27 protein-coding genes and 1 pseudogene are annotated in these 22,913 nt (G+C 49.8%); 11 read left to right on the top strand and 17 right to left on the bottom strand.

Annotated elements, in window-relative coordinates; all coding sequences use genetic code 11:
• Positions 1-20 precede the first annotated feature (20 nt).
• On the bottom strand, positions 21-707 hold the full coding sequence (gene qseB / locus EVX52_RS11985; protein ID WP_129953141.1) for a quorum sensing response regulator transcription factor QseB: 687 nt from the start codon (positions 705-707) through the stop codon (positions 21-23).
• Positions 708-865: 158 nt separating this feature from the next.
• Here qseB and panB point away from each other — a divergent pair, with 158 nt between their 5' ends.
• The 3 genes from panB (at position 866) to panD (ending at position 3,017) form a co-directional block, all read left to right on the top strand.
• Positions 866-1,660, top strand: a complete 795-nt coding sequence (panB, locus tag EVX52_RS11980; RefSeq protein ID WP_129953142.1) for a 3-methyl-2-oxobutanoate hydroxymethyltransferase — start codon at positions 866-868, stop codon at positions 1,658-1,660.
• 14 nt (positions 1,661-1,674) lie between these two features.
• Complete coding sequence (gene panC / locus EVX52_RS11975; RefSeq protein WP_129953143.1) at positions 1,675-2,529, top strand: pantoate--beta-alanine ligase; 855 nt, start codon at positions 1,675-1,677, stop codon at positions 2,527-2,529.
• A 107-nt stretch (positions 2,530-2,636) separates the two neighbouring features.
• Complete coding sequence (gene panD, locus EVX52_RS11970) at positions 2,637-3,017, top strand: aspartate 1-decarboxylase (RefSeq protein ID WP_129953144.1); 381 nt, start codon at positions 2,637-2,639, stop codon at positions 3,015-3,017.
• 125 nt (positions 3,018-3,142) lie between these two features.
• Here the strand turns inward: panD and EVX52_RS11965 are convergent, their stop codons facing one another.
• Together EVX52_RS11965 and EVX52_RS11960 are read right to left on the bottom strand one after the other, a co-directional pair.
• Positions 3,143-3,913: an ABC transporter permease gene (locus EVX52_RS11965; protein WP_129953145.1), complete on the bottom strand. Its 771-nt coding sequence runs from the start codon at positions 3,911-3,913 to the stop codon at positions 3,143-3,145.
• Positions 3,913-4,836 (bottom strand): ABC transporter ATP-binding protein, encoded by a 924-nt coding sequence (locus tag EVX52_RS11960; protein WP_129953146.1) that lies wholly within the window; start codon positions 4,834-4,836, stop codon positions 3,913-3,915. Before EVX52_RS11960 ends, EVX52_RS11965 begins: the two co-directional genes overlap by 1 nt.
• 133 nt (positions 4,837-4,969) lie before the next feature.
• Between EVX52_RS11960 and can the strand changes: the two genes are divergently transcribed.
• From can to EVX52_RS11945, 3 genes are all read left to right on the top strand, one after another.
• Positions 4,970-5,626, top strand: coding sequence for a carbonate dehydratase (can, locus tag EVX52_RS11955; RefSeq protein ID WP_129953147.1), 657 nt, complete (start codon positions 4,970-4,972; stop codon positions 5,624-5,626).
• Positions 5,627-5,881: 255 nt separating this feature from the next.
• Entirely contained in the window at positions 5,882-6,016 is a 135-nt protein-coding gene (locus EVX52_RS25700; protein ID WP_255466716.1) for a hypothetical protein, read from the top strand.
• Positions 6,017-6,054: 38 nt separating this feature from the next.
• Positions 6,055-6,288, top strand: a complete 234-nt coding sequence (locus EVX52_RS11945) for a hypothetical protein (protein ID WP_235173336.1) — start codon at positions 6,055-6,057, stop codon at positions 6,286-6,288.
• A 303-nt stretch (positions 6,289-6,591) separates the two neighbouring features.
• On the opposite strand, the gene EVX52_RS11940 is transcribed toward EVX52_RS11945, so the two are convergent.
• On the bottom strand, positions 6,592-7,047 hold the full coding sequence (locus EVX52_RS11940; protein WP_370278336.1) for a DUF2778 domain-containing protein: 456 nt from the start codon (positions 7,045-7,047) through the stop codon (positions 6,592-6,594).
• 33 nt (positions 7,048-7,080) lie between these two features.
• On the bottom strand, positions 7,081-7,572 hold the full coding sequence (locus EVX52_RS11935) for an Hcp family type VI secretion system effector (protein WP_047607110.1): 492 nt from the start codon (positions 7,570-7,572) through the stop codon (positions 7,081-7,083).
• A 594-nt stretch (positions 7,573-8,166) separates the two neighbouring features.
• On the opposite strand from EVX52_RS11935, the gene EVX52_RS11930 reads away from it, so the two are divergent.
• Positions 8,167-8,622 carry a DUF5680 domain-containing protein gene (locus EVX52_RS11930; RefSeq protein WP_129991340.1) on the top strand — a complete coding sequence of 152 codons (456 nt, stop codon included), beginning with the start codon at positions 8,167-8,169 and terminating at the stop codon, positions 8,620-8,622.
• A gap of 609 nt (positions 8,623-9,231) precedes the next feature.
• A pseudogene (locus EVX52_RS11925) lies at positions 9,232-9,514 on the top strand (transposase); the annotation flags it as partial.
• A gap of 987 nt (positions 9,515-10,501) precedes the next feature.
• Here the strand turns inward: EVX52_RS11925 and EVX52_RS11915 are convergent.
• From EVX52_RS11915 to cueO, 11 genes are all read right to left on the bottom strand, one after another.
• A complete protein-coding gene (locus tag EVX52_RS11915; protein WP_129991439.1) occupies positions 10,502-10,993 on the bottom strand; it encodes a type VI secretion system tube protein TssD in 492 nt (163 codons plus the stop codon).
• Between the two features lie 307 nt (positions 10,994-11,300).
• Complete coding sequence (locus tag EVX52_RS11905) at positions 11,301-11,660, bottom strand: tlde1 domain-containing protein (protein ID WP_129991339.1); 360 nt, start codon at positions 11,658-11,660, stop codon at positions 11,301-11,303.
• 429 nt (positions 11,661-12,089) lie between these two features.
• Positions 12,090-12,626: a hypoxanthine phosphoribosyltransferase gene (gene hpt, locus EVX52_RS11900; protein WP_129953152.1), complete on the bottom strand. Its 537-nt coding sequence runs from the start codon at positions 12,624-12,626 to the stop codon at positions 12,090-12,092.
• A gap of 111 nt (positions 12,627-12,737) precedes the next feature.
• On the bottom strand, positions 12,738-13,703 hold the full coding sequence (gene gutQ / locus EVX52_RS11895) for an arabinose-5-phosphate isomerase GutQ (RefSeq protein ID WP_129991338.1): 966 nt from the start codon (positions 13,701-13,703) through the stop codon (positions 12,738-12,740).
• Positions 13,696-14,469: a DNA-binding transcriptional repressor gene (locus tag EVX52_RS11890; protein WP_129953154.1), complete on the bottom strand. Its 774-nt coding sequence runs from the start codon at positions 14,467-14,469 to the stop codon at positions 13,696-13,698. The genes gutQ and EVX52_RS11890 overlap by 8 nt, the downstream gene beginning before the upstream one ends.
• Before the next feature lie 79 nt (positions 14,470-14,548).
• Positions 14,549-14,911 carry a transcriptional regulator GutM gene (gutM, locus tag EVX52_RS11885; protein ID WP_129991337.1) on the bottom strand — a complete coding sequence of 121 codons (363 nt, stop codon included), beginning with the start codon at positions 14,909-14,911 and terminating at the stop codon, positions 14,549-14,551.
• A 52-nt stretch (positions 14,912-14,963) separates the two neighbouring features.
• Positions 14,964-15,743 (bottom strand): sorbitol-6-phosphate dehydrogenase, encoded by a 780-nt coding sequence (srlD, locus tag EVX52_RS11880; protein WP_129953156.1) that lies wholly within the window; start codon positions 15,741-15,743, stop codon positions 14,964-14,966.
• Between the two features lie 22 nt (positions 15,744-15,765).
• Entirely contained in the window at positions 15,766-16,128 is a 363-nt protein-coding gene (srlB, locus tag EVX52_RS11875; protein ID WP_129953157.1) for a PTS glucitol/sorbitol transporter subunit IIA, read from the bottom strand.
• A 9-nt stretch (positions 16,129-16,137) separates the two neighbouring features.
• Positions 16,138-17,127: a PTS glucitol/sorbitol transporter subunit IIB gene (locus tag EVX52_RS11870; RefSeq protein WP_129991336.1), complete on the bottom strand. Its 990-nt coding sequence runs from the start codon at positions 17,125-17,127 to the stop codon at positions 16,138-16,140.
• A gap of 49 nt (positions 17,128-17,176) precedes the next feature.
• Complete coding sequence (locus EVX52_RS11865; protein WP_129953159.1) at positions 17,177-17,725, bottom strand: PTS glucitol/sorbitol transporter subunit IIC; 549 nt, start codon at positions 17,723-17,725, stop codon at positions 17,177-17,179.
• 259 nt (positions 17,726-17,984) lie between these two features.
• Positions 17,985-19,589, bottom strand: coding sequence for a multicopper oxidase CueO (cueO, locus tag EVX52_RS11860; RefSeq protein WP_129991335.1), 1,605 nt, complete (start codon positions 19,587-19,589; stop codon positions 17,985-17,987).
• A 208-nt stretch (positions 19,590-19,797) separates the two neighbouring features.
• Here cueO and EVX52_RS11855 point away from each other — a divergent pair, with 208 nt between their 5' ends.
• From EVX52_RS11855 to speD, 3 genes are all read left to right on the top strand, one after another.
• A complete protein-coding gene (locus EVX52_RS11855; RefSeq protein ID WP_013576967.1) occupies positions 19,798-20,145 on the top strand; it encodes a YacC family pilotin-like protein in 348 nt (115 codons plus the stop codon).
• A gap of 214 nt (positions 20,146-20,359) precedes the next feature.
• Positions 20,360-21,235, top strand: coding sequence for a polyamine aminopropyltransferase (speE, locus tag EVX52_RS11850; RefSeq protein ID WP_129991334.1), 876 nt, complete (start codon positions 20,360-20,362; stop codon positions 21,233-21,235).
• 28 nt (positions 21,236-21,263) lie between these two features.
• Entirely contained in the window at positions 21,264-22,058 is a 795-nt protein-coding gene (speD, locus tag EVX52_RS11845) for an adenosylmethionine decarboxylase (protein WP_129953162.1), read from the top strand.
• A gap of 73 nt (positions 22,059-22,131) precedes the next feature.
• Here the strand turns inward: speD and EVX52_RS11840 are convergent, their stop codons facing one another.
• Positions 22,132-22,890 carry a DeoR/GlpR family DNA-binding transcription regulator gene (locus EVX52_RS11840; RefSeq protein ID WP_129953163.1) on the bottom strand — a complete coding sequence of 253 codons (759 nt, stop codon included), beginning with the start codon at positions 22,888-22,890 and terminating at the stop codon, positions 22,132-22,134.
• Between the last annotated feature and the right edge of the window lie 23 nt (positions 22,891-22,913).

Raw genomic sequence — 22,913 nt, 5'->3', positions numbered from 1 at the left:
TTTCAGTTTATCCAGCCGCCTCACGCCTCCCCTCCCTCACCCGGTTTTACCTCATCGCCGAGCGTGTATCCCACACCATGCACGGTGCGAATAAAACCTTTGCCGAGTTTGCTGCGCAGATGGTGAATATGCACTTCCACTGCGTTGCTGCTGACCTCGTCATCCCAGTTGTAAAGCTTTTCCTGGATAAGTGTACGTGCCAATACCCGGCCTTTGTTGTTAAGGAACAATTCCAGCACGGCCACCTCACGCGGCGTCAGCGTCACGGTTTCTCCGTTGAGCTTCACACTGCGAGCTGCGGGATCAAATTCCACCGCGCCATGGGTGACCTTCGGCGTTATTACGCCGTGGCGACGGCGGATCAGCGCCTGTAACCGGGCTGCGACCTCCACCAGCGCAAATGGCTTACACAGATAATCATCAGCACCGGCCTGCAATCCGCTGACGCGCTCTTCCAGCGCATCACGCGCAGTGAGGATCAGCACTGGCGTATCCCGGCCAGCCTTTCGCCACTCGCGCAAAAGCTGCATACCGTCCATACCCGGCAGGCTTAAATCGAGGATCACGGCATCGTAAGGCGCACTGTCGAGCGCAGCCCTGCCGGTCAGCCCGTCGGTAAACCAGTCGAGCGTAAAACCCAGTTTCGCCAGCCCGGCTTTGATGCCGTCGCCGATCATTTTGTCGTCTTCAACTAACAGAATTCGCATGGTTCCCTCCGTTTTTGCCATTATAGCCGGTGCTTCTTAATCACTTCTTAAGGCACCGGTCAACCGGCTATCTGCCGAACTTGCTGTCTGACTTTCGGCTCATACAGTAGAATACCGGCATCATATTTATCCGATGAATTATTCAAAGGAACGTGTTCATGAAACCAACCACGCTGAGCCAGCTTCGCCAATGGAAGCAGGAAAAACATAAATTTGCGACCATTACTGCGTATGACGCCAGTTTCGCACAGCTGTTTGCTGAACAGGGCATCTCTGTCATGCTGATCGGCGACTCGCTGGGTATGGTCGTTCAGGGCCAGGATTCCACGCTGCCGGTCACCGTAGAAGACATTGCTTATCACACCCGCTGCGTACGTCGTGGTGCACCTCATGCGTTATTACTGGCTGACCTGCCATTCATGAGTTATGCCACGCCGGAACAGGCCTTTGAGAGCGCAGCAGTGCTGATGCGCGCGGGCGGTAACATGGTTAAACTGGAAGGTGGCAGCTGGCTGTGTGATACGGTCAGAATGCTGACTGAACGCGCCGTGCCTGTCTGTGGGCATCTGGGGCTGACGCCACAATCGGTCAATATTTTTGGCGGCTATAAAGTACAGGGGCGCGATGAAGTGGCTGCGAACCAGCTGATCAAAGATGCGATGATGCTGGAAGAAGCCGGTGCGCAGTTGCTGGTACTCGAATGTGTGCCGGTTGACCTGGCGCGGCGCGTCACCGAAGAACTGAGCATCCCGGTGATCGGCATTGGTGCGGGTAATGTGACCGACGGACAGATTCTGGTGATGCATGACGCCTTCGGTATCACCGGTGGTCACACACCGAAATTCGCCAAAGATTTCCTCAGCGAAGCGGGCGATATTCGTGGCGCGGTACGTTTGTATGTCGACCAGGTCACGCAGGGCGTGTATCCGGGTGAAGAACATTCCTTTAAATAATCGGGAGAAGGCTGGTGTTGATAATTGACAGCGTGGCGCTGCTGCGTCGCGAAATCCGCGAGTTCCGCAAGAATAATAAACGTATCGCGCTGGTGCCGACTATGGGCAATCTGCACGAAGGTCACATGACGCTGGTGGAAGAAGCCAAAGCCCGTGGTGATGTGGTCGTGGTCAGTATTTTCGTCAACCCGATGCAGTTTGAGCGTCCGGATGACCTTGAACGTTATCCGCGAACCTTGCAGGAAGACTGCGAAAAGCTCAATAAACGCGGCGTGGATCTGGTATTTGCACCGTCACCGGCGGAAGTGTATCCGAAAGGGCTGGCAAGGCAGACCCAGGTCGACGTGCCGGTGATCTCCACCATTCTGGAAGGCGCGAGCCGTCCGGGGCATTTCCGTGGCGTTTCAACCATCGTCAGCAAACTGTTTAATCTGGTGCAGCCGCAGGTGGCTTGTTTCGGACAGAAAGACTTCCAGCAACTGGCGCTGCTGCGCACCATGGCGGAAGACATGGGCTACGATATTGAGATAGTGGGCGTGCCGATTGTGCGCGCTAAAGACGGTCTGGCTCTGAGTTCACGCAATGGCTACCTGACCAATGAGGAACGTAAAATCGCGCCCCAGCTGTTTAAAATTATGAACATGCTGGCGGAACGGCTGAGCCAGGGTGAACGCCATACTGATGAAATGTTACAGGAAACCGCGCAGCAGCTTCGCGAAGCGGGTTTCACGCCGGATGAACTGTTTATCCGTGATGCGAAAACCTTGCAGGAGTTATCTGTCGACAGCACCTCTGCCGTGATCCTGATGGCGGCCTGGCTCGGTAAAGCGCGACTGATTGATAACCAGGAGGTTGATCTGACGCAGTAGACAGCGCAGGTCAAATCGGCAACTATGTTGGCCGCCGGATGTCCCGGACTGTGAGTCCGTCCGCACGGCGGATCCCCAGACTCTTTACGCACGAAGGTACACACGCAATGGTACGTACAATGCTGCAAGGCAAACTGCACCGGGTTCACGTAACCCAGGCTGATTTGCATTACGAAGGTTCCTGCGCCATCGATCAGGATTTTCTCGATGCCTCAGGCATTCTGGAATATGAAGCGATTGATATTTATAACGTTGATAACGGTCAGCGTTTCTCGACATACGCCATCGCGGCAGAGCGCGGCTCACGGATTATTTCGGTCAACGGCGCGGCAGCGCGTTGTGCCTGTGTCGGCGATCTGCTGATCATCTGTTCTTACGTGCAGATGTCAGATGAACAGGCCCGCCAGCACCAGCCGAAAGTGGCCTATTTCGAAGGTGAAAACCAGCTGAAACGCACCGCCAAAGCCGTGCCGGTTCAGCTGGCCTGATAAAACGCCTTTCCCTTGAAAGAGGGGAAGGACGGGAGGGGGTTTAGCAGACAACTTCAGATTCAGATATGGTCATAATACCCCACCCCAACCCTCCCCTTCACCGGGGAGGGAGCACAGAAAAATCAACTACGTAAACCTCTGCCGCGTTCGATCAAGTACCACGCCAGCAAGTAAAACACCGCAATAAATGCCACCAGCACGCTCATGGTAAACACCAGTGGCACATCAGAAATCCCCAGGAAACCGTAGCGGAATCCGCTGATCATATAAACGATCGGGTTCAGCTTGGAAATCGCCTGCCAGATGGGTGGCAGCAGGGAAAGCGAGTAGAACACGCCCCCCAGATAGGTCAGCGGCGTCAACACAAAGGTCGGGATCAGGCTGATATCGTCAAACGTTGTCGCAAACACGGCGTTCAGCAAACCGCCCAGTGAGAACAGGATTGCAGTCAGCAATAATGTCAGTGCGATGATCCACCAGGAGTGGATCACCAGCGGGACGAAGAACAGCGAGATCGCCGTCACCAGGATCCCCACGCAGATCCCACGCGCCACGCCGCCGCCCACATAACCGGCAATCACCACGTGCGTTGGCACCGGTGCCACCAGCAATTCTTCAATATTGCGCTGGAATTTGGCGCTGAAGAATGACGAGGCTACGTTGGCATAGGAGTTAGTGATCACCGCCATCATGATAAGCCCCGGCACGATAAACTGCATGTAGGTGAAACCATGCATGTTGCCAATCTGTGAGCCGATCAGATTACCAAAGATGATGAAATATAAGGTCATCGTGATGACCGGTGGAACCAGCGTTTGGATCCAGATACGACCAAAGCGGTTGATCTCTTTCATCCAGATACTTTTCAGTGCCACCCAATACAATTGCGACATTATTTCTTTTCCTCGCTGCCGTTCACCAGCGTGACAAACAGCTCTTCCAGACGGTTCGCCTTGTTACGCATACTCAATACCTGCACGCCCTGCTTGCTTAGCTGGCTGAACAGGGCGTTCAGTCCCTGCTCACGCATGACTTCCACTTCCAGTGTTGACGTGTCTGTCAGTTTACTGCGATACCCTTCCAGCACCGGCAGCGGGCTTTTCGACCCTAAATCCAGAATGAAGGTTTCGGATTTCAGCTTCGAGAGCAGTTCCTTCATGCTGGTGTTTTCCACCAGCTGACCGCCCTGAATTATGCCGATATTACGGCACAACATTTCCGCTTCTTCCAGATAGTGCGTGGTCAGAATAATGGTCGTGCCCTGTGCGTTCAGCTCTTTCAGGAAGCCCCACATTGAGCGACGCAACTCAATATCCACACCCGCCGTTGGCTCATCGAGGATCAAAAGTTTAGGCTCGTGCATCAGCGCACGGGCGATCATCAGACGGCGTTTCATCCCGCCGGACAACATGCGCGAACGCTCATTGCGTTTGCCCCAGAGATCCAGCTGCGTCAGGTATTTTTCTGCACGCTCAAGCGCCAGCGGACGCGGCACGCCGTAATAACCGGCCTGATTGACCACCACCTGCATGACCGTTTCAAACGGGTTGAAGTTAAATTCCTGCGGCACCAGCCCGAGCTGACGCTTGGCGTTAACGATATCTTTATCGATGTCATAGCCAAACACCTGCACTTTGCCGGCAGTCTTGTTGACCAGTGAACTGATGATACCAATGGTGGTGGATTTACCCGCACCGTTCGGCCCAAGCAGGGCATAAAAATCGCCAGCTTCGACGCGCAGATCGATTCCACGCAAAGCCTGTACACCACCGGCGTAAGTTTTGGTTAACTTTTCCAGTTCCAATGCATAATTCATAAAGGGAGCGTACCTTCTTGTGAAAACCCTGTTGTAAGAATGAGTAAATGGAGATGCCGAATCAGCTTGAAAAGTCGGGGCATTGCCCTATATTACCCCATCGCAGTTAGCTCGCTACAGGCTATTAACCTCCATGAACGACATAGAAAGACTTATCGCTAATAACGCAGCCTGGTCCAAAACCATGATCGACGAAGATCCTGGTTTCTTTGAGCGGCTCTCCGAATCGCAAAAACCCCGTTTTCTGTGGATTGGCTGTTCTGACAGCCGCGTCCCCGCCGAGCGCCTGACCGGCCTTGAACCGGGTGAACTGTTCGTTCACCGCAACGTCGCCAATCTGGTCATACATACTGACCTTAACTGCCTGTCCGTTGTGCAATATGCTATCGACGTGCTGGAAGTTGAACACGTGATTATCTGCGGTCACTACGGCTGTGGCGGTGTACAGGCGGCGGTTGAAAACCCTGAACTGGGTTTGATTAATAACTGGCTGTTGCATATCCGGGACATCTGGTACAAACATAGCTCACTGCTGGGCGAACTGTCGCCGGAAAAGCGACTCGATAAGTTATGCGAGCTGAACGTGGTTGAGCAGGTTTACAACCTCGGCCACTCCACCGTAATGCAATCAGCCTGGAAACGTGGCCAGAAAGTCACGCTGCACGGCTGGGTTTACGGCATTCAGGACGGACGTCTGCGCAACCTCCAGGTAGACGCCACCAGCCGCGAAACGCTGGAACAGCGCTACCGTCAGGGCGTCTCCGCCCTGCTCAACGGCGACCCGCAATAACAAGCCGCCCTACTCTACAGAAATTCAAAAAACAAAAGGCACAAAAATGTGCCTTTTTTATCATTTATTTTTCCTGTACTTTCAATGCGATCACGATAAATCAATGAGTTATATGCGGTGTAAGCAGCTACAAACCCTATAAAGATGCTCAGGTGTGGACACTATGTGAACACTCCAGCCCCGCTTTACCGTTGTTGCCTTAACGCCCTTCGCCAATCTCAAAGACTTAAATTTTGTAATAGCCAGGCTATCAATTTGGAAAGAACACGGGTCATCCATCAGGTTGCAGATGAATTCCAGTTTGGCTTTGTCGAGCTTGCCGTGTTTCACGTTCTGCCCGTGACAGAGCCACCACAGTTCTATCAGCTCGGACAGGCACTGCCGCCGTGAGGGCGATTGTGGCGCGTATACGGGAAGAAACACCGAAGGTGAGTAAGTTACAGCGAAGTTTTGACCCAACAAAAGCCCGGGATGTTGCTCCATCGGCAAGACTGACTGCTGAGGAACGGGCGCGATTGCCTGAAATTGAGCGAGAATTGATGAAATGCAAAATCGCTGCTGCGCGCTGGGAGTTGGAGGCATTAAGCCGCGGGGCTACGTTGAAAATAGGTGATACAGAATTACATTTCGGAATGGTTGAGGATTGGCCGGAGTTTAGCTAAAAGAAACGCCCTGGTGGGCGTTGTATTCTAATTGCTGAGTATCTTAGTCTGATGATCTTAAATGACGCCGGATATAAATGCGACAAAGCAGAATTACCAGAATAGATACTAAGCCTGAGATAATTAGTGAGGCATCGACATAAAGGTCTAGCGTTCCCTCTATGTCATGTACTCCCCAAAATTGAGCGAAACCTTCTATCTGTTCACCTGTAACATAGCTGTCAATCACTTGGGTAAAGATGATCATAAGTATGCAGAACGCCACAAGGTAGCCCAATGCGGCAAAAAAATACTTAATCCACTTCATCCGAGTGTAACCCTGATCGTACCGTGTGCCTTGAGCGAAGACCCAGGTACACCGATCATTGAGGTACCCAGCAATGCAGTCCGAAGATAATCAAAATCGGATTGTGATGTCATGGTAATACAGCCCTCACTGAGTCCCTGTGGTCCGATTGGATGAAGCCGGAAACTTCCACGTTTAACTCCCTCCATAAAAGTTTCATCGTTTATCTTTCCGTCATCGCGATAGAGCCCAAACCATGTTTCTCTGTCAGTGCCGTAACCATATTTAAGGACAGCATTTCGTATGCCGCCTAAGCGCCCCCCAGATACGCGACTGACAATAAAGTAACGCCCTGTAGGAAGTGGTCCCAGATCAGCGATATTAGTTAATGTCGGGTTATTTCGACCCACTAACTGGCCTGAGAAGGCAGGGAAATTGCCGACACCAGCACAACTCAGAATTGATGTTTCCATCCCATTTAATACATAGCTACAGGTGACAGCCATTTAAGCGGTCACTCTCTCATTCCAGGCGTCGGCAAAAATTACGTTGCCGTCACAATATTTCCATGTGATTTTTTCATAGCGAAGCTCAACACTTTCGTTGTGATTATGTTTCTCGAAGGCTGGGTTTTTGATGTGGTGCATTGTTGGGCAGATTGATACAATTTTAACGCCTTCGAGATACATGTTGAAGTACTCAACTTCCTGTCCTGCATCGTTGATTTTGTACCATTTAAACTCGGCTGATTGGAGGGTTTGGCCGGTGGCGGTTGCTTTGTAGAGATAAGGGCTAGAGCTGTCGAATTCTTTCTCAAAACCTAATGCCGCATGTATACGCGTGCCGGTGATCTTGCCTGTAGCCCCGTCAGTTGGAAGATGCAGAGAGTGTCCAAAACCTTGAATCTCAATTGAACCTTCACGCCCATTCACATCGACAGAACCTTTGATATCTGCCCCGCCGTCATCCTTCAACCATAAATACGCTGGTATAGCTATTGTTAATAACTCCTTATGTTTTGTACGGAAAACATATACCCAAAAAACCACTTGAACAATATGGACTTTTACCGCAAGGCAGGGTTTTTCCATTTTGCAGGCGAAGTATTCAGATGGCAGATAATTGCCATACATAACATTCAGAAATATATGGAAATCGTATCAGAAAAAACTTAATCAACAGGGAGCAGGTCATCATGAATGATCTGATCCTGATTGCGGCCAAAAGTCCAATTTATTCAACAAAGCCAGGAATGGTGCTAAAAGCTTGTATCCAGCCATAGAAATAATTGAAAAAATTGAATACATAAGGAATTATTAGTAATGAGATGTATTATTTAGATTAATTTCGTAAAAAAAGATTCAAATAAATTCTGTTCTTAAGGTTTTTCTAAGGTTATTCATGCACAGTTAGCATCATGAGTAATACGGACTCTCATAATTGACGTTAAAATTTCATGGGAAGCTAAAATTCCGACATATTTATAAAAAACCTTTATGAATGCTAAGTATTTTTAAATCTCATATCTTTTTAATACATTGACAATTCTAAGGACTTATTATCTGCATGAGATTAAAATTTCGAGAGTGTAAATGGAAGAGTTTTTAATAAAAGCAAATCGTTTTCTTTATAGAAACCCTGAAAATGTAATTATAAATTCATTAACAGGGGGTGATATGAAAATCATTGAGTATAATGATGGTGGCTATACCTATAGAAATTACTTTACGGAGGGGAGGAGTATTTACGGGCAAGTAATCATTTCATTTAAAAAATTCCCCATATGGGTTATGCAGTATCAAGGCGGTGCAACCAATGATAGAATTGATGAAAGAACCATTCGCAAAATGAAAGACTTATCAATGAAAAATCAAGGGCTTGCAGATGAACTCTATCCTATCAGAGGGCCCCGAGAAAATGAATCTTCGGGTTTCGTTTATTCCAATACTCTTTTTGGTTCTATCCAAAAATTCCAGGGGCAAGAAACAATACAATTTAATGATGAAACATATTACAATTTAATTTTATCAGGAGGAATGTTAGTATAATCGCCCCTTCAATAAGGTTAGGCTATATTACTTCTGACAACAATCTGGCGTCTTACGGGGGAAATAAATATTCAAAGGAACAGTTACTGGATATGCCATAGCGTAACTGCCTAATCGAGGCTCACTGGATGAGCCAATGTCCGAGCTTTTAGCATATCTTCACCGGCTCGAATACAATATTTTTCCTCGCTTGCTACAGCCACCACACCCATATTTAAACGAGTATTTTTTCTGATTCTGTGTTGACTTCAGAAATGGATGAATTCTATTTTTTACTTTGATGAAGTTCCACTCTGTTGCTCGGCTCGTTCCTGTGTGAAAAAGCAGACTACCCGCCCTTTTTTAAAACCTTCATATGAGGCAAAAGTATCCTAAGAGAAAAAGTGAGCGGCTTTGTTGAATAAATCAGATTTAGATAACAAATCCCCTGTCAGCCACTTCCTAAAATAATCGGTACACTTTCTGGCATACCCACACGCGTCACTTTTGTTCAATACAGGATCATGGAGGTAGGCGCTGAGAAGGTCATGTGTAAGTATCCCTGCAATCCGCGCCATTCTCTTTTAGAGATGTTCCGGCATACTGATTATGTTCCCTGAAGAGGCCACCATACGTAAAATTCGCTTCACCGGGTATCAGACCATCTCCATTCTGAAATCTGTAAAAGCCGGGCGCACCGTCAAAGACATCTGCAGCAAGGCCATATTTCGCCTTCACGTTATTACAGCCGGAAGGCGAAATATGGCGGGATGCATCGGTGATCCAGGTGCTGACAGAGATGGCCGAACGTTATCCGCGCTACGGCTTTAAGAAGCTTTGCCAGGTGCTTCACAGGCAGGGGCATGTCTGGAAATACAAACGCATACACCGGATTTACTGTCTGCTGAAACTGATGCGCGTCTCTCCGGTACTGTACAAACCTGTAGATGTCTGACTCTACGCCCCGCATTTGCACCACTTGTATCTGTCAGAAAAACTCATCATAAATAAAACCCTGAGTAATTATTACAAAACAAAAATTTCATAAAGCGCCTTCACTAGGAAACCTCTTAGTTACAATTTATATTTAAAAACTCTTTATCATGTTAGAACAAGGGTTATATCTAAAATTTTAAAATAAGAAAAATCTTGGCCAGAAAAGTCATCACCAAAAACGAACAAAACCCTTACATATTCACTTAAGGTTGGTAAAAAATCCCCTTGCAAATTTCAAAAGAAGTTATGTAAAGTACAATTGAATTAAAGAGTAGCAATTAGAATAATTAAAATAAAATAATATTTAGCAATAATTCATACACAGCAAAAGTTAGTTCGAGAGGTTTACGTGAAAAGCAATCCTATTGATGAGCATGCCATATGCGGGTTTTGTGAGAGTAAATTAGAGAAAAACAGTACCCTATGTCCTTATTGTGGTGCTGAAATAATCATGGCCTATATTGACAGACCTACGAGGAAATTAATTCTATATTTGCGAATCATCCTGATTTCTCTTTCCGCTCTTTTAGTTCTGTTACTCTACCAAATCTATAATCTTGTTAATCTTTCTGTCATTTTAGCGATACCTTTATTTTTACTCGCCTGGGTTATACCATGGTTATTTTTCAGGATAAAAAATAGGGATAATTTCATTTGGAGGAAAAAGAACCCTCTGATTTAGTTTAAAATATTTTTTGTAATGTAAGTGAATTCCAACCCTGGGTTTATGGAGGGTACTGCATGCAGTACCCGCAAGGATGTTTTACATTGAAGAAGCATGTCGATGTGGTCAATGCATGGTTACTGAAATAAAAACCATATAATTTAATTGATTAATATCGTTACCTAAGTCCAAGAATAGGAGGTTTTTTGCGTAGTTTTTATGCCATTATCTGCACACTAACTATGCCGTCGCCCTTTCATTCCAGGCATCTGCGTATTGGATATTACCATCCACATACTTCCTGGTGATTTTCTCATAACGGAATTCTGCGATTTCCATATGATTAAATCTTTCTTTCGCGGGATCTTTGATATCAAACATCACGGGCATCAGGTTAACGACTCTCACGTTTTCCAGCAGAATAGTAAAATATACCACCTCTTGCTCTGCATCATTGATTCGATAATATTTCAGTTCCACACGCGTCAGCGTTTGCCCCGTAGAAAGCGCTTTGTAGAGATAGGGGGAAGATGAATCGATTTCTTTTTCTATCAGGAATGGAAGGTGCTGGCAGGTTCCGGTGAACTTACCGTTATGGTTATCGGTTGGTATATGTACACTGTGATGCAGTCCTAACACTTCCACACTGTATTCACGGCCTCGAATGTCAACGCCACCCTTAATAATATTGCCGCCATCATCATACAAAAACATATAAACAGGAATGCCCATATTAATTGTCATCTATAAATCCATTTGATTGTCCGATAGTATTTACAATAGTATCGATACACGCTTTGCTGTTCGGAACCTTATAAAGAGCCTGAATTGCATCAACGACATATTGGTTAAATTCCGGTTCTTTGATGCTATAAAAGGGTAAAGCACATACATTATCGGTACTGAAGGGTAAAGCCCCACCTTTAAGAAGGGAGAGCACCCTGATTTTTTATCTGATGAGTTAACTGCATGGAAGTTTTTTACATCGTGGCGGCTACCGAAAATGAAAACATTAATAAAAAAGACAGTAAAATTTTCATCATCTGACCACCAGAATCGTGTCACCGCTATTCATGATTTGTTCACGATTACTTACGCCATCAATGATCATGCAACCATTCGATGCATTGCGTCCGCCTCCCCTTGAACCGCCATGGATTCTGAACAGGTCTCGCCCATATGTATTAGTCCCCAAAATAGGTTCCAATATGATGGTGACAGGCGTAACGGTATTATGTGCTCCAGTTATACGATAATAACCTTTTGGGATTGGACCCTGACTGCTCACAGACTCCATAGCTGGATTATTTATCCCTGCACCATGTCCGCTATAGCCCTGCCTAAAAAGTTGTCCGTTATGGCTCAACTCCCCGGTACGTTGATTATATTCCCATGTCATGATATCCATCCTTGTTTGGTTAATCATGGCGATTTTGTTTGAGACTTTATGAAACAATCATAGATATCATGAATATAAACTATCGGCATGACCCATAAAATCGTCTCATGCATCATTCATATTGACGTCGTTAATCTTCCAGAAGATTATCATTTATTTATAATTTCATCTCTGACAAACATCTTTTCATTATTCGTTCCATTAAAAACCAGAGCTTATACAAAACTATAATGATGTATGTGATCATTAAAAATAACTTATACTTAAACCCTATGGATTTAAATTTTATTTTATGGAATGAAAATAGATTAGCTAAATGTATTATTTGTTTTTTAAGCAATTAAAAAAACGGCCTCCAAATCTGAAGGCCGTTTTCATTTAAATTCACTGTTACCCGCGCCGGAAATAGCTAAATCGGGTAGCTAATCACTACTCGTCGAGCATCACAACCTTGCCGACATACGGCAGATGGCGGTAACGCTGGGCGTAATCGATGCCATAGCCGACAACGAATTCATCGGGGATCGGGAAACCCACGTATTCCACTTTTACGTCCACTTCACGGCGTTCAGGTTTATCCAGCAGGGTACAGATGGCCAGGGATTTCGGACCGCGCAGTTGCAGGATTTCACGTACTTTACTCAGCGTGTTGCCGGAATCGATGATGTCTTCAACAATCAGCACATCTTTACCGCGAATATCTTCATCGAGATCTTTAAGGATCTTAACGTCGCGGGTGGTGGACATGCCGTTGCCGTAGCTGGAGGCGGTCATGAAGTCCACTTCATGCGGCACATCTACGGCGCGACACAGGTCAGCCATAAACATGAAGGAACCGCGCAGCAATCCCACCAGCACCATTTCGCTGCCGCTGTCGCGGTAGTGGTCGGTGATTTCACGGCCCAATTCGGCAATTCGGGTTTTGACTTCCTGCTCGGAAATCATGACGTCAACACGATGTTTCATATAAAGACTAGCCACCTGATTTAAGAATATTTATCGCTGCTTTTCAGAAAAACAGCGACCATATAGTGGAAAGGATTATATCAAAGAACCGGTTGATGGGTAACGCTGGTGTCAGCCGATCCCGGCCTGATGCAGGTCATGCAGGTTGATCGCGCCGACCAGCACACCTTCGCTGTCGACCACCGGCGCGGCGCTGATATGCTGTTGATGCAGTGCTTCAAGCGCCTCACCAGCCCGCCATTGCGCCGGAAGCAGATATCCCGGACGGCTCATGGCGCTGACCAGCGGATCGTTCAGGCTATTGCCTCTGACCAGCCAGCGGCGCAAATCACCATCGGTAAACACACCGGCAACGTGCAGGCTGGCGTCACATACCGCGATCAGACCCAGACCGGTGCGGCTCAGTTCCAGCATCGCATCCATAACATTTTTCCGGCTGTCCACCACCGGCAGACGATCACCGGTGCGCATCAGGTGATGTACGCGGTTCAGCAACCGCGCACCCAGGCTGCCGCCGGGATGGGAACGGGCAAAGTCTTCTGCGCCAAAACCGCGATGCCGCATCAGTGCCATCGCCAGCGCATCCCCCATCATTAAGGTATTCACCGCGCTCGAGGTCGGTGCCAGCCCCATCGGGCAGGCTTCGCGCTCGACACTGATATCCAGTACACAATCTGCCGCCAGCGCCAGCGGAGAGTCTTTGCCGCCGGTGATGGCAACCAGGCGGGTTCGGTTTTCTTTCAGCAACGGCAGGATCAGATCCAGCTCTTTTGCCCGGCCGGAATAAGAGATAAAAATCAGCACATCTTCGCTGCCGATCATGCCCAGATCGCCGTGCAATGCTTCGGCAGGATGCACAAAGAACGCCGGTGTGCCGGTACTGGCCAGTGAAGCAGCAATTTTTTTGCCGATATGACCGGATTTTCCCATGCCGGAAACGACGGCTTTGCCGGTGCAATTGAGCAACAAGCGACAGGCGCAGAGGAAATTATCATCCAGACGCGTCAGTAACCGGCGGGCTTCTTCAATTTCAATTTCCAGCGTTTCACGGGCGTAATTCAGTAATGCGTCACTCATCGTCTTCCCCGACCAGAATAATGCGGATCCCTAATTTTTCGATGGCATCACGGTATTGGCTGCTAAGCCCGCTGTCCGTGATCAACGTATCGACCTTACCTAAATGGCACACCACATTCGGGCTTTTACGACCAAATTTTGATGAATCCACCAGCAGGAAAATACGTTCAGCCGCTTTACACATTGCCTGACTGACACCGTGAACTTCGTTGAATGTCGTGACGCCGCCATCCAGATCGACACCATCAGCACCGATAAACAGCTTATCGAAATTGAATTTATCAAACGCGCTTTCGGCCAGACTGCCGTGGAAGGAAGAGGATTTTTTGCGGTAGGTGCCGCCCGGCATCAAAATGGTCTGGTCATTATCCAGCTCGACCAGCGCATTGACGATATGCAGGCTGTTGGTCATAACCGTAATGTTATTAAACTGGCTGAGGAAAGGCACCATCTGCATCACGGTGCTGCCCGCATCAAAAATCAGCGAGTCGCCGTCCTGGATCTCCCCGATAGCTGCGCGGGCGATACGCAGTTTTTTGCCGGTATTGATGTGGGTTTTACGGTCGATAGGCTGGTCGCCTTCTTCACGACTGAGCACCACACCGCCATAAGTGCGGATCACTGCGCCCTCTTCTTCCAGCAGGGTAAGATCTTTGCGGATAGTGGTGCCGGTTGTGGCGAAATGCGCGGCGAGATCGTCCACCGCCGTTTTTCCAAATTGCTGCAAATGCGCCAGTATCGCCGCCTGCCGTTGCTTAGGTTTCATCACGATTTTCGCTCAAATTTTAAGATAAATTCACAGCCATCATTCTTTTTGAAAGATAATAGCTTTTAAAGTGAAAATATCATGATTTCGGTTCAATCGCTAATGATAGTGCAGTTTGAATATTCGGATCTTTCGGGAAGATCACACCTGACATCAATTGTTCCCGGCTCATGCCCTTAAGCGTCGTGACCGGCTGAGGACGGGCGAAAATTGTCAGGCCGCGCAGTAAAAATCCGTCACAGACTTTTTCCTGTTTATCGAAAGCCAGCGCCAGTACCACTCGCGGCTTGAAACGTCCGCCGGAACGCCCGACGCCCACCTTTCCCTGCATACACAACCTGTCAAATGCCCGGTTAAAGCGCTGCAACTGCCACCAGCCGAGTGCGATTTGTGCCACCCAGGCCAGTACCGCACAGAGTATTAATGCCGAAGTCGGGGTCATTATCTTCTCCTTTATGTCAAAAATCCGCCCCTGTAAACAGAGGCGGAACACATCAGAACATCACCTGACCGCCGGTGATATTGATCGACTGACCGGTGCAATAAGAGGCTTTATCGCTGGCATAAAACAGCAGCATATTCAGCACATCCTGATAGTCACACCCGCGTTTGAGCGGCACTTTATCAATGTAATACTGCTCGACTTCGTCGGCCTGAATGCCCAGTTTTTTGGCGTACTGCGGCAATAATGACTGAAACATCGGCGATTTGAGTAAATTGCCCAGCATCAGTGAATGCACGGTGATGCCATATTCCGCCAGATCCAGCGCCAGAGACTGCGTCAGCCCCACGCCGCCGAACTTGGCCGCGCTGTAACCGGCATTATGTTTGCTGCCCACTTTGCCGGATTTAGAATTGATCTGGATGATGCGTCCCGGAATACGGTCGCGGATCATCAGACGGGAAAACTCCCGGGCACAGAGGAAGTACCCCACCAGATTGACCTGCAACGAGAGGTCAAAATCGTTGAGGGCAAAATCCGTGATCGGCGATGCCTTCGCCATCCCCGCGCTGTACACCAGCAAACTGACCTTGCCGAACGTCTGATCCACCGCTTTCGCCAGCCGGACTACGCTGGCTTCACGGGTAGCATCAACAGCAAACCCGAATGCCCTTTCCCCGCCAAACTGCCGGTTAATCTGCTCTGCCACGGAGGCAGCATTTTCCTCATTCAGATCCGCCACCGCCACGCGATAGCCGGATTCAGCCAGCCCCTGACAGAGAAATGCGCCCAGCGTCTGCCCCCCGCCGATCACGACTGCAACCTGTTCCATTACTGACTCCTGACTCTGCTAGTTAATCGATAAATTTCAATACGCTGCCCAGCGGAATATCGTCGGGCGCGGTGCCTTTTACATGTACGCTGCCGGGAAATTCCGCTTCGGCACTGCCGTCAAAACGCAAAGTGATATGCCCCAGTTCACGCAAATTTTGCATTGCCACCTCTCCCACGGCAGTCACCGGATAACGCACATCTGCCAGTTCCATGTACGCACCACGGTGCAGTTCCCCTTGCATGTCCCCGTGCCGGTGGATGAAGCAATAATCCTGAATATCCGCCGGCGCACCTTCACGGAAGGTGATCAGCATCTGGTCGGTTAAGGCTTCACGGGCGAAGTCGCCGATTTGCGTAATCGTGGTTTGATAAATGGTTTGCACAGTGACTCCTTACTGATAAATGAAAGCGGAAGCGGCCCAGGCGATAAGTACCGTCGGCGCACCGGTCAGAAAACGGCTGACCAGCACCGAAGGCACACCGACGCGCACGGTGTCTTGTTTGGCTTCAGCCAATGAAAGCCCGACAGGAATGAAATCGCACGCCGCCTGAGCGTTGATGGCGAAAAGTGCAGGCAGTGCCAGATGTGGCGGGATATTGCCCAGCCCGATCTGCACCCCGACCAGTACACCGATGACTTGGGCGATCACCGCGCCGGGGCCGAGGAAAGGAGAAAGCAGCGGGAAGGAACAGATCAGCGCCAGCAACACCAGCCCGACGGGGCTTTTCGCCAGCGGCGTCAGCCCGTGCGCCACCAGATCGCCCAGACCCGAGGCCATAATGATGCCGATCAGCGCCGCCACGAAGGCCATAAACGGCAGGATGGTTTTGAGCACGGTATCGATGGTGTCGCGCCCGGCCTGGAATAAAACGGCCACGCCGGAGCCCATGCCCATACCGACTTTCGCCAGCAGGCCGTCGCTCTGTTCGGTGATTTTTTTTGTGGTGTCGTAATCACGCCCTGCCCCAGCCGGTGCGGGTTTAGCCGCCACCGTGGCCGGTTCAGCGGCGTCTGCATTTGCCAGCACGATGTCATGCTCACGGACACCGGAAACATAAATGTCTTCGGTAATAAACTGTGCCAGCGGGCCTGATTTACCGGTCGAATGGATGTTAACGGTCGGGATGCGCCGTTTTGGGTAGATGCCGCAGCGCAACGTGCCGCCGCAGTCGATCACCGCCACACCGATTTCTTCTGCCGGTGGTTCACCTTCTTTAAAACCGTCTACCGTTTCCCAGCCGGTCAGTTCTGCCAGCTTGTCGACGATCGCCGGGCGCGTGCCCGCCGTGATATACATCACTTTTTTGCCGGGCACCGCGTCAATCAACAACGGCCCACCCCAGCCACCTTCACCCCGGTTAATGCGAATCGTAAGGCTCATTTTCTGCTCCGCTTTTTTTAGAATTTGACCTGATTAGAATTGACGCTGATTACAGCCGAACCTCACGATCAAGCTGAATGCCCATCTTGCGTTCAAAGATGCGTGTGGTGAGATCCGTGACCCAGCCGCGGAAGAAGTTAGTCACCATGCCGACCAGGAAATAACTGACGGCCAGCGGTCCGAGCGGTAATCCCAGCGTGGTCAGCCCGCTGGCAACGCCGAGATACACAAACAACTCACCGGGGTTAATGTGCGGGAAGAGGCCGTTCATGGAATGGCAGCTGTAAGAGCCAGCAGCGTAATAACTGGGTTTGTAGATTTCAGGCATAAAACGGCCAAGACTGAGGGTCATCGGATTACAGAAAACAAAGGTGCCAATCACCGGTAACAGCAAATACCGTGAAACCGGATCACCGGCACAGCGCTGCGCCAGACGTTCGATCCGTCGCTGTCCGACAAAAACGATCAGCGCGTTCATGACCACCAGCAAACTAATCAGGAGAGGCAGAATGCCGGTGACCATCCCGACAAACACTTCTCCTCCTTTTTGAAACAGGCCGATAAACCACCCGGCACCGTGCGTTATTACGTCAATCATCATCTTCTCCTGTAGGGATACGTGGGTTTAAGCTTTCATGTTTTGTCACTCCACGCAGGAAATATAATCATTATGAATTTATATTAATTATATATTGATCACATTTTGAAAGTTTAATCTTTCAATTTGAAAGATTGAAAATCATGAGAGCGCACAGGTAAAGACAGGGACGAGGGAAGATACGGAAAGGGGCGGGCCGGATAATGGCTCCGGCCCGCTGATTTTTAAGAAATTACAGAAAGAAAAGCAGTTATACGGATTACGCTGATACTGTGAAGCCAAGCATCATGCCGGTATCTTCGTGTTCAAGCAGGTGGCAGTGCGCCATGTAGGCATGTTGTTTACCGGCAAGATGGTTAAAACGCACCAGCACTTCGCTGCGGGCACCTTCAACGCGCACGATATCCTTCCAGCCCTGACGATGGGCCGCCACGGGCTGACCGTTTTCAGAAAGAATACGGAACTGTGTGCCGTGGATATGGAAAGGATGCAGCATCATGTCGCCCTCGCCCGAGATAGTCCATTTCTCATACCGGCCTTGTTTCACATCGAAAGCAGGAACGTTCATGTCGTAGGCTTTACCGTTAATTTTATTGCCCTGCATGAAATCGTAACCCGCGGATGATTTACCCATGTCCATACCGGCCATGCCACCCTGCCCGTCGTGGGCAGAATCAGACATTCCCGGCATGGCTGCCATCTCGTCCCCGCCATGATCCATGCGCATTCCGGTCATCGCATTGTGCCCGTACCGTTTCATCAGCGCCGCCATACCCTGCTGATCGAGCTGCGGATCCATCATCAGTTGCAGCCAGCGGGTCGGCAGATTATCGACTGACACCAGCGCGGGCAGCGGCACCAGCGTGTCCGGCAATGCACTGCCGCTTTGAGTCAAAGTCGGCTGAATACGCAACACCGGCAATGGTTTATCGAACGGTGCCAGCGTCATGCCCATCTGCTTCACCGGCAACGTGACCAGATCAAACGCTTTGCCGTCGCTGCAATCAATCAGCACTTCAAAACGCTCGCCCGTCAGTAACGGCAGATCACTGACTTTCACCGGCTCAGGCAGGAAACCGCCGTCACTGGCGATGACATACATCGGCCGTTGATCGCTGGTGGCGATATGCAGTGAGCGGGCATTACAACCGTTGAGTAAACGAAAACGTACCCAGCCACGGGAGATCCCGTGCTGCGGATACACCGCGCCGTTAGTTAGCATGTGCTGCCCAAACCAGCCGACGGCGGCAGTCATGACGTCCATCTGATAATCGATTTTACCGGCATCGTTTAAGCGCTTATCCTGCAAAATGACCGGAATATCATCCACGCCCCAACGTTTCGGGATTTGTAACAGATCACTGCTTTCATCTTCAATCAGCACCAGCCCGGCGAGCCCCATCGCCACCTGATAACCGCTGGTCTGATGCGGATGCGGGTGAAACCAGCAGGTCGACGCGGGCTGATCGAGTTGCAAGCTGACTTTGCGATTCTCACCGGGTCCGATCAGACCTTGCGGACCACCATCCACATCACCGGGAATTTCCAGCCCGTGCCAGTGAACGGTGCTGGCCACATCCAGCCGGTTATTGATGGTGACACTGACCGGTTTACCGCGACGGATACGCAACGCGGGGCCGAGCAGATTACCGTTTATGCCCCAGGTTTCGGTGTTCACACCGGGCAGAAACTGGCTCTGGCCGCGTTGTAATGTGAGCGTAATGGCGCTGTGGATATCCGGTTCAAGTAATGCAGGAACAGGCAATGCCGGGCGGTCTGCAGCGAGCGCGAAGCGGCTCCAGCCAGGCAGCGTAGTGGCAGCGCCCATCAGGGTCGTCCACTTCACGAAATCGCGACGGTTCATTTTTCAGTCCTTATGAGGGGGTGACCAGACGGATGGCGCAAACGTGCCATAATAGTACAACAGCCTACCCCTTCCCCTAAGGGGAAGGTCAAGCGCCTTCGCGGCAAAAGAAATTTGGTGCCGCTCAGCGCAAATATGGTAACGTCCTTTTAACTGCCTGTGAGCCAAGTCTTCCTGACTTTCAATCTACAAGAACAAGAACACACCCATGAAAAAAACAACACTGTGTTTGTTATTACTGTCGCTGCTCGGTTTCTCCTCCGCCAGTCAGGCGCTGAGTGAATCCGAAGCGGAAGATCTGGCGGACCTGACGGCCGTCTTCGTTTATCTGAAAAATAACTGCGGTTACGAACAACTGCCGAATACCCAAATCAAACGGGCTATCGTATTTTTCGCACAGCAAAACCGCTGGGATCTGAGCAATTACAACAGCTTTAACATGCAGTCGATGGGCGAAGAAAGTTACCGTGATCTGAGCGGGATCGCCGTGCCTAAACCGACAAAATGTAAGTCTCTGGCCCGTGACTCGCTGAGTTTACTGGCCTATACCAACTGAATTCCGTCAGCCAGTTTTTCAGCCGTGTGCTCCGTCATTGTGATGCCGGAGCCTGTTCCCTTCCCCCGCTTTCCCCAACTTTTCGCGCCACGACAGCCTCGTCTACACTTAACCTACATTCACCTGTCTGAAATTCAACCGTGCATGGACAGGCAGAGTTAGCTATCATGTGCGCCCATTTTTATGGCTGCGATTGATCAGGAGAAACAACGACATGTCCCGGAACTCGTCATCCAAAGAAATATGGCATGAGACGCTGCACGATCATTTTGGTCAGTACTTTAGCGTCGATAAAGAGTTATACCGTGAAAAAACCGATCACCAGGATCTGGTCATTTTCGAAAATGCGGCGCTGGGTCGCGTCATGGCACTCGACGGCGTGGTGCAAACCACTGAGCGTGATGAATTCATTTACCATGAAATGCTGACCCATGTGCCTTTGTTCGCTCACGGCCACGCTAAAAAGGTGTTGATCATTGGCGGCGGTGACGGCGCCATGCTGCGCGAAGTGTGCCGCCATAAAGGCGTGGAAGCGATCACGATGGTGGAAATTGATGCCGGTGTGGTGGAGTTTTGCCGCCAGTATCTGCCCAACCATAATGCCGGTGCGTATGATGATCCGCGTTTCAAACTGGTGATCGACGACGGTGTGAACTTCGTTAATCAGAGTGCTGAAACCTTCGATGTGATCATCTCCGACTGCACCGATCCTATCGGTCCCGGCGAAAGCCTGTTTACGTCGGCGTTCTACGAAGGTTGTGCCCGCTGTCTTAATCCGGGCGGCATTTTTGTGGCACAAAATGGCGTATGTTTCCTCCAGCAGGATGAAGCGGTGAACAGCCACACCAAACTGAGTCATTACTTCAGTGATGTCAGTTTCTATCAGGCTGCGATCCCGACCTATTACGGCGGCATCATGACCTTCGCCTGGGCAACTAACAGCCCGGAATATCGCCAGATGGATAACCACACCTTGCAGGCACGTTTTGACGCCGCAGACATCACCTGTCGTTATTACAATCCGGCGATTCATCATGGCAGCTTTGCCCTGCCGCAATATTTACTGAATGCCCTGTCAGCCGCGCGCTGATACCGCATCCATAAGGGGGTGAACTAAATTGCAAAAGCTGAAACTGCACGGTTTCAACAACCTGACCAAAAGCCTGAGTTTTTGTATCTACGATATCTGCTACGCCAAAACCGCAGATGATCGTGACGGCTATATTGCCTACATTGACAAAGAATATAACGCCAACCGTCTGACGGAAATTCTCACCGAAACCTGCTCCATTATCGGTGCCAATATTCTCAACGTAGCGCGACAGGATTACGAACCACAGGGTGCCAGCGTCACGATTTTGGTGAGCGAAGAGCCAGTGGATCCCCGTGATGTGGATAACACTGAGCATCCGGGCCCGTTGCCGAATTCGGTGGTCGCGCATCTGGATAAGAGCCATATCTGCGTGCATACCTATCCGGAAAGCCATCCTGAAGCGGGCCTGTGCACCTTCCGCGCCGACATCGAAGTCTCGACCTGTGGGGTGATTTCACCACTGAAAGCGCTGAACTACCTGATTCATCAGCTTGAATCGGATATCGTCACTATCGACTACCGTGTGCGTGGTTTCACCCGTGACGTGAACGGCGTTAAGCATTACATCGACCATTCCATTAATTCGATTCAGAACTTCATGTCGCAGGATATAAAAGCGCTGTACGACATGATGGACGTCAACGTGTATCAGGAAAATATCTTTCATACCAAGATGTTATTGAAAGAATTCGATCTGAAGCATTATTTGTTTAATGCCAAACCGGAAGAACTGAGTGCCGCAGAACGCAAGGAAATCACCGATTTGTTGTACAAAGAAATGCAGGAAATTTATTACGGTCGCAATCTTCCGTCAGTCTGATCAGGGCCGAATAAAGAAAAGGCCGGGCATGTTTACAATGTCCGGCCTTTTTGGTTTTGGCGGGGGTAATAAATCAGGCCAGTGTCAGCGTAAAGGGCTGTTCGCCCAGTGCCTGCTGAATATCCCGGTTCAGCCCTTTATCGGTAATAATATCCGTCATCTCAGCCAGCGGCGTGACGCAAAACAGCGAGTACGCACCGTATTTACTGCTGTCGGCCAGCAACACCCGGCGACGTGCATTCACCGCCAGATCCTGCTTCAGCCCGGCTTTTTCTTCCGTCGGCGTGGTGATGCCCTTATCCAGACTCCACGAGTTGCAACTGACAAAAGCAATGTCAGGGTAAACGCTGCGCAACAAACGACGGCCATGTTCGCCAACACAAGACTGACTGCTGTCGTCGATACGTCCGCCGATAATCGTGACTTCAATTTGCTTAAACTCTGATAAAAACAGCGCGATACGCAGATCGGCGGTGATCACCCGCAGTGGCAAATGCGTCAGGTTACGCGCCAGTTCCAGCATCGTGGTACCCGCATCCAGCACCACAGCGTCCCCCGGTTTCACCATCGCAGCGGCGACTTCTGCTATGGCCTGCTTTTCCTGCAAACTGCGCTGCAGTTTTTCATTGGTGGTCGGCTGGCTGGGAATAAACCGGTTGAGCGTCACACCGCCATGACTGCGGCTGATCACGCCCTGTTCATCCAGTTTTATCAGGTCGCGGCGAATAGTCGCCGGAGATGCCGCAATGGCGGCAACCAGTTGTTCTACGGTGACCAGATTATGGCTTTTCAGATAATCCATAATCTGATCGAGGCGGCTTTGTCCGGTCAACGTGATTCCTTTTTGCTCTGCGC

The sequence above is a fragment of the Rahnella sp. CFA14(1/10) genome, from assembly GCF_004195095.1.
Lineage (GTDB): Bacteria > Pseudomonadota > Gammaproteobacteria > Enterobacterales > Enterobacteriaceae > Rahnella > Rahnella perminowiae.
Note: the sequence above shows the minus strand (reverse complement) of the source record. Positions and strands in the feature narration are given on the sequence as shown.

Coding starts and splice junctions, on each gene's coding strand:
- qseB (WP_129953141.1), bottom strand. CDS start 707: ATGCGAATTCTGTTAGTTGAAGACGACAAAATGATCGGCGACGGCATC.
- panB (WP_129953142.1), top strand. CDS start 866: ATGAAACCAACCACGCTGAGCCAGCTTCGCCAATGGAAGCAGGAAAAA.
- panD (WP_129953144.1), top strand. CDS start 2,637: ATGGTACGTACAATGCTGCAAGGCAAACTGCACCGGGTTCACGTAACC.
- EVX52_RS11965 (WP_129953145.1), bottom strand. CDS start 3,913: ATGTCGCAATTGTATTGGGTGGCACTGAAAAGTATCTGGATGAAAGAG.
- EVX52_RS11960 (WP_129953146.1), bottom strand. CDS start 4,836: ATGAATTATGCATTGGAACTGGAAAAGTTAACCAAAACTTACGCCGGT.
- can (WP_129953147.1), top strand. CDS start 4,970: ATGAACGACATAGAAAGACTTATCGCTAATAACGCAGCCTGGTCCAAA.
- EVX52_RS11940 (WP_370278336.1), bottom strand. CDS start 7,047: ATGGAAACATCAATTCTGAGTTGTGCTGGTGTCGGCAATTTCCCTGCC.
- EVX52_RS11930 (WP_129991340.1), top strand. CDS start 8,167: ATGGAAGAGTTTTTAATAAAAGCAAATCGTTTTCTTTATAGAAACCCT.
- EVX52_RS11915 (WP_129991439.1), bottom strand. CDS start 10,993: ATGGGCATTCCTGTTTATATGTTTTTGTATGATGATGGCGGCAATATT.
- EVX52_RS11905 (WP_129991339.1), bottom strand. CDS start 11,660: ATGACATGGGAATATAATCAACGTACCGGGGAGTTGAGCCATAACGGA.
- hpt (WP_129953152.1), bottom strand. CDS start 12,626: ATGAAACATCGTGTTGACGTCATGATTTCCGAGCAGGAAGTCAAAACC.
- gutQ (WP_129991338.1), bottom strand. CDS start 13,703: ATGAGTGACGCATTACTGAATTACGCCCGTGAAACGCTGGAAATTGAA.
- EVX52_RS11890 (WP_129953154.1), bottom strand. CDS start 14,469: ATGAAACCTAAGCAACGGCAGGCGGCGATACTGGCGCATTTGCAGCAA.
- gutM (WP_129991337.1), bottom strand. CDS start 14,911: ATGACCCCGACTTCGGCATTAATACTCTGTGCGGTACTGGCCTGGGTG.
- srlD (WP_129953156.1), bottom strand. CDS start 15,743: ATGGAACAGGTTGCAGTCGTGATCGGCGGGGGGCAGACGCTGGGCGCA.
- EVX52_RS11870 (WP_129991336.1), bottom strand. CDS start 17,127: ATGAGCCTTACGATTCGCATTAACCGGGGTGAAGGTGGCTGGGGTGGG.
- EVX52_RS11865 (WP_129953159.1), bottom strand. CDS start 17,725: ATGATTGACGTAATAACGCACGGTGCCGGGTGGTTTATCGGCCTGTTT.
- cueO (WP_129991335.1), bottom strand. CDS start 19,589: ATGAACCGTCGCGATTTCGTGAAGTGGACGACCCTGATGGGCGCTGCC.
- EVX52_RS11855 (WP_013576967.1), top strand. CDS start 19,798: ATGAAAAAAACAACACTGTGTTTGTTATTACTGTCGCTGCTCGGTTTC.
- speE (WP_129991334.1), top strand. CDS start 20,360: ATGTCCCGGAACTCGTCATCCAAAGAAATATGGCATGAGACGCTGCAC.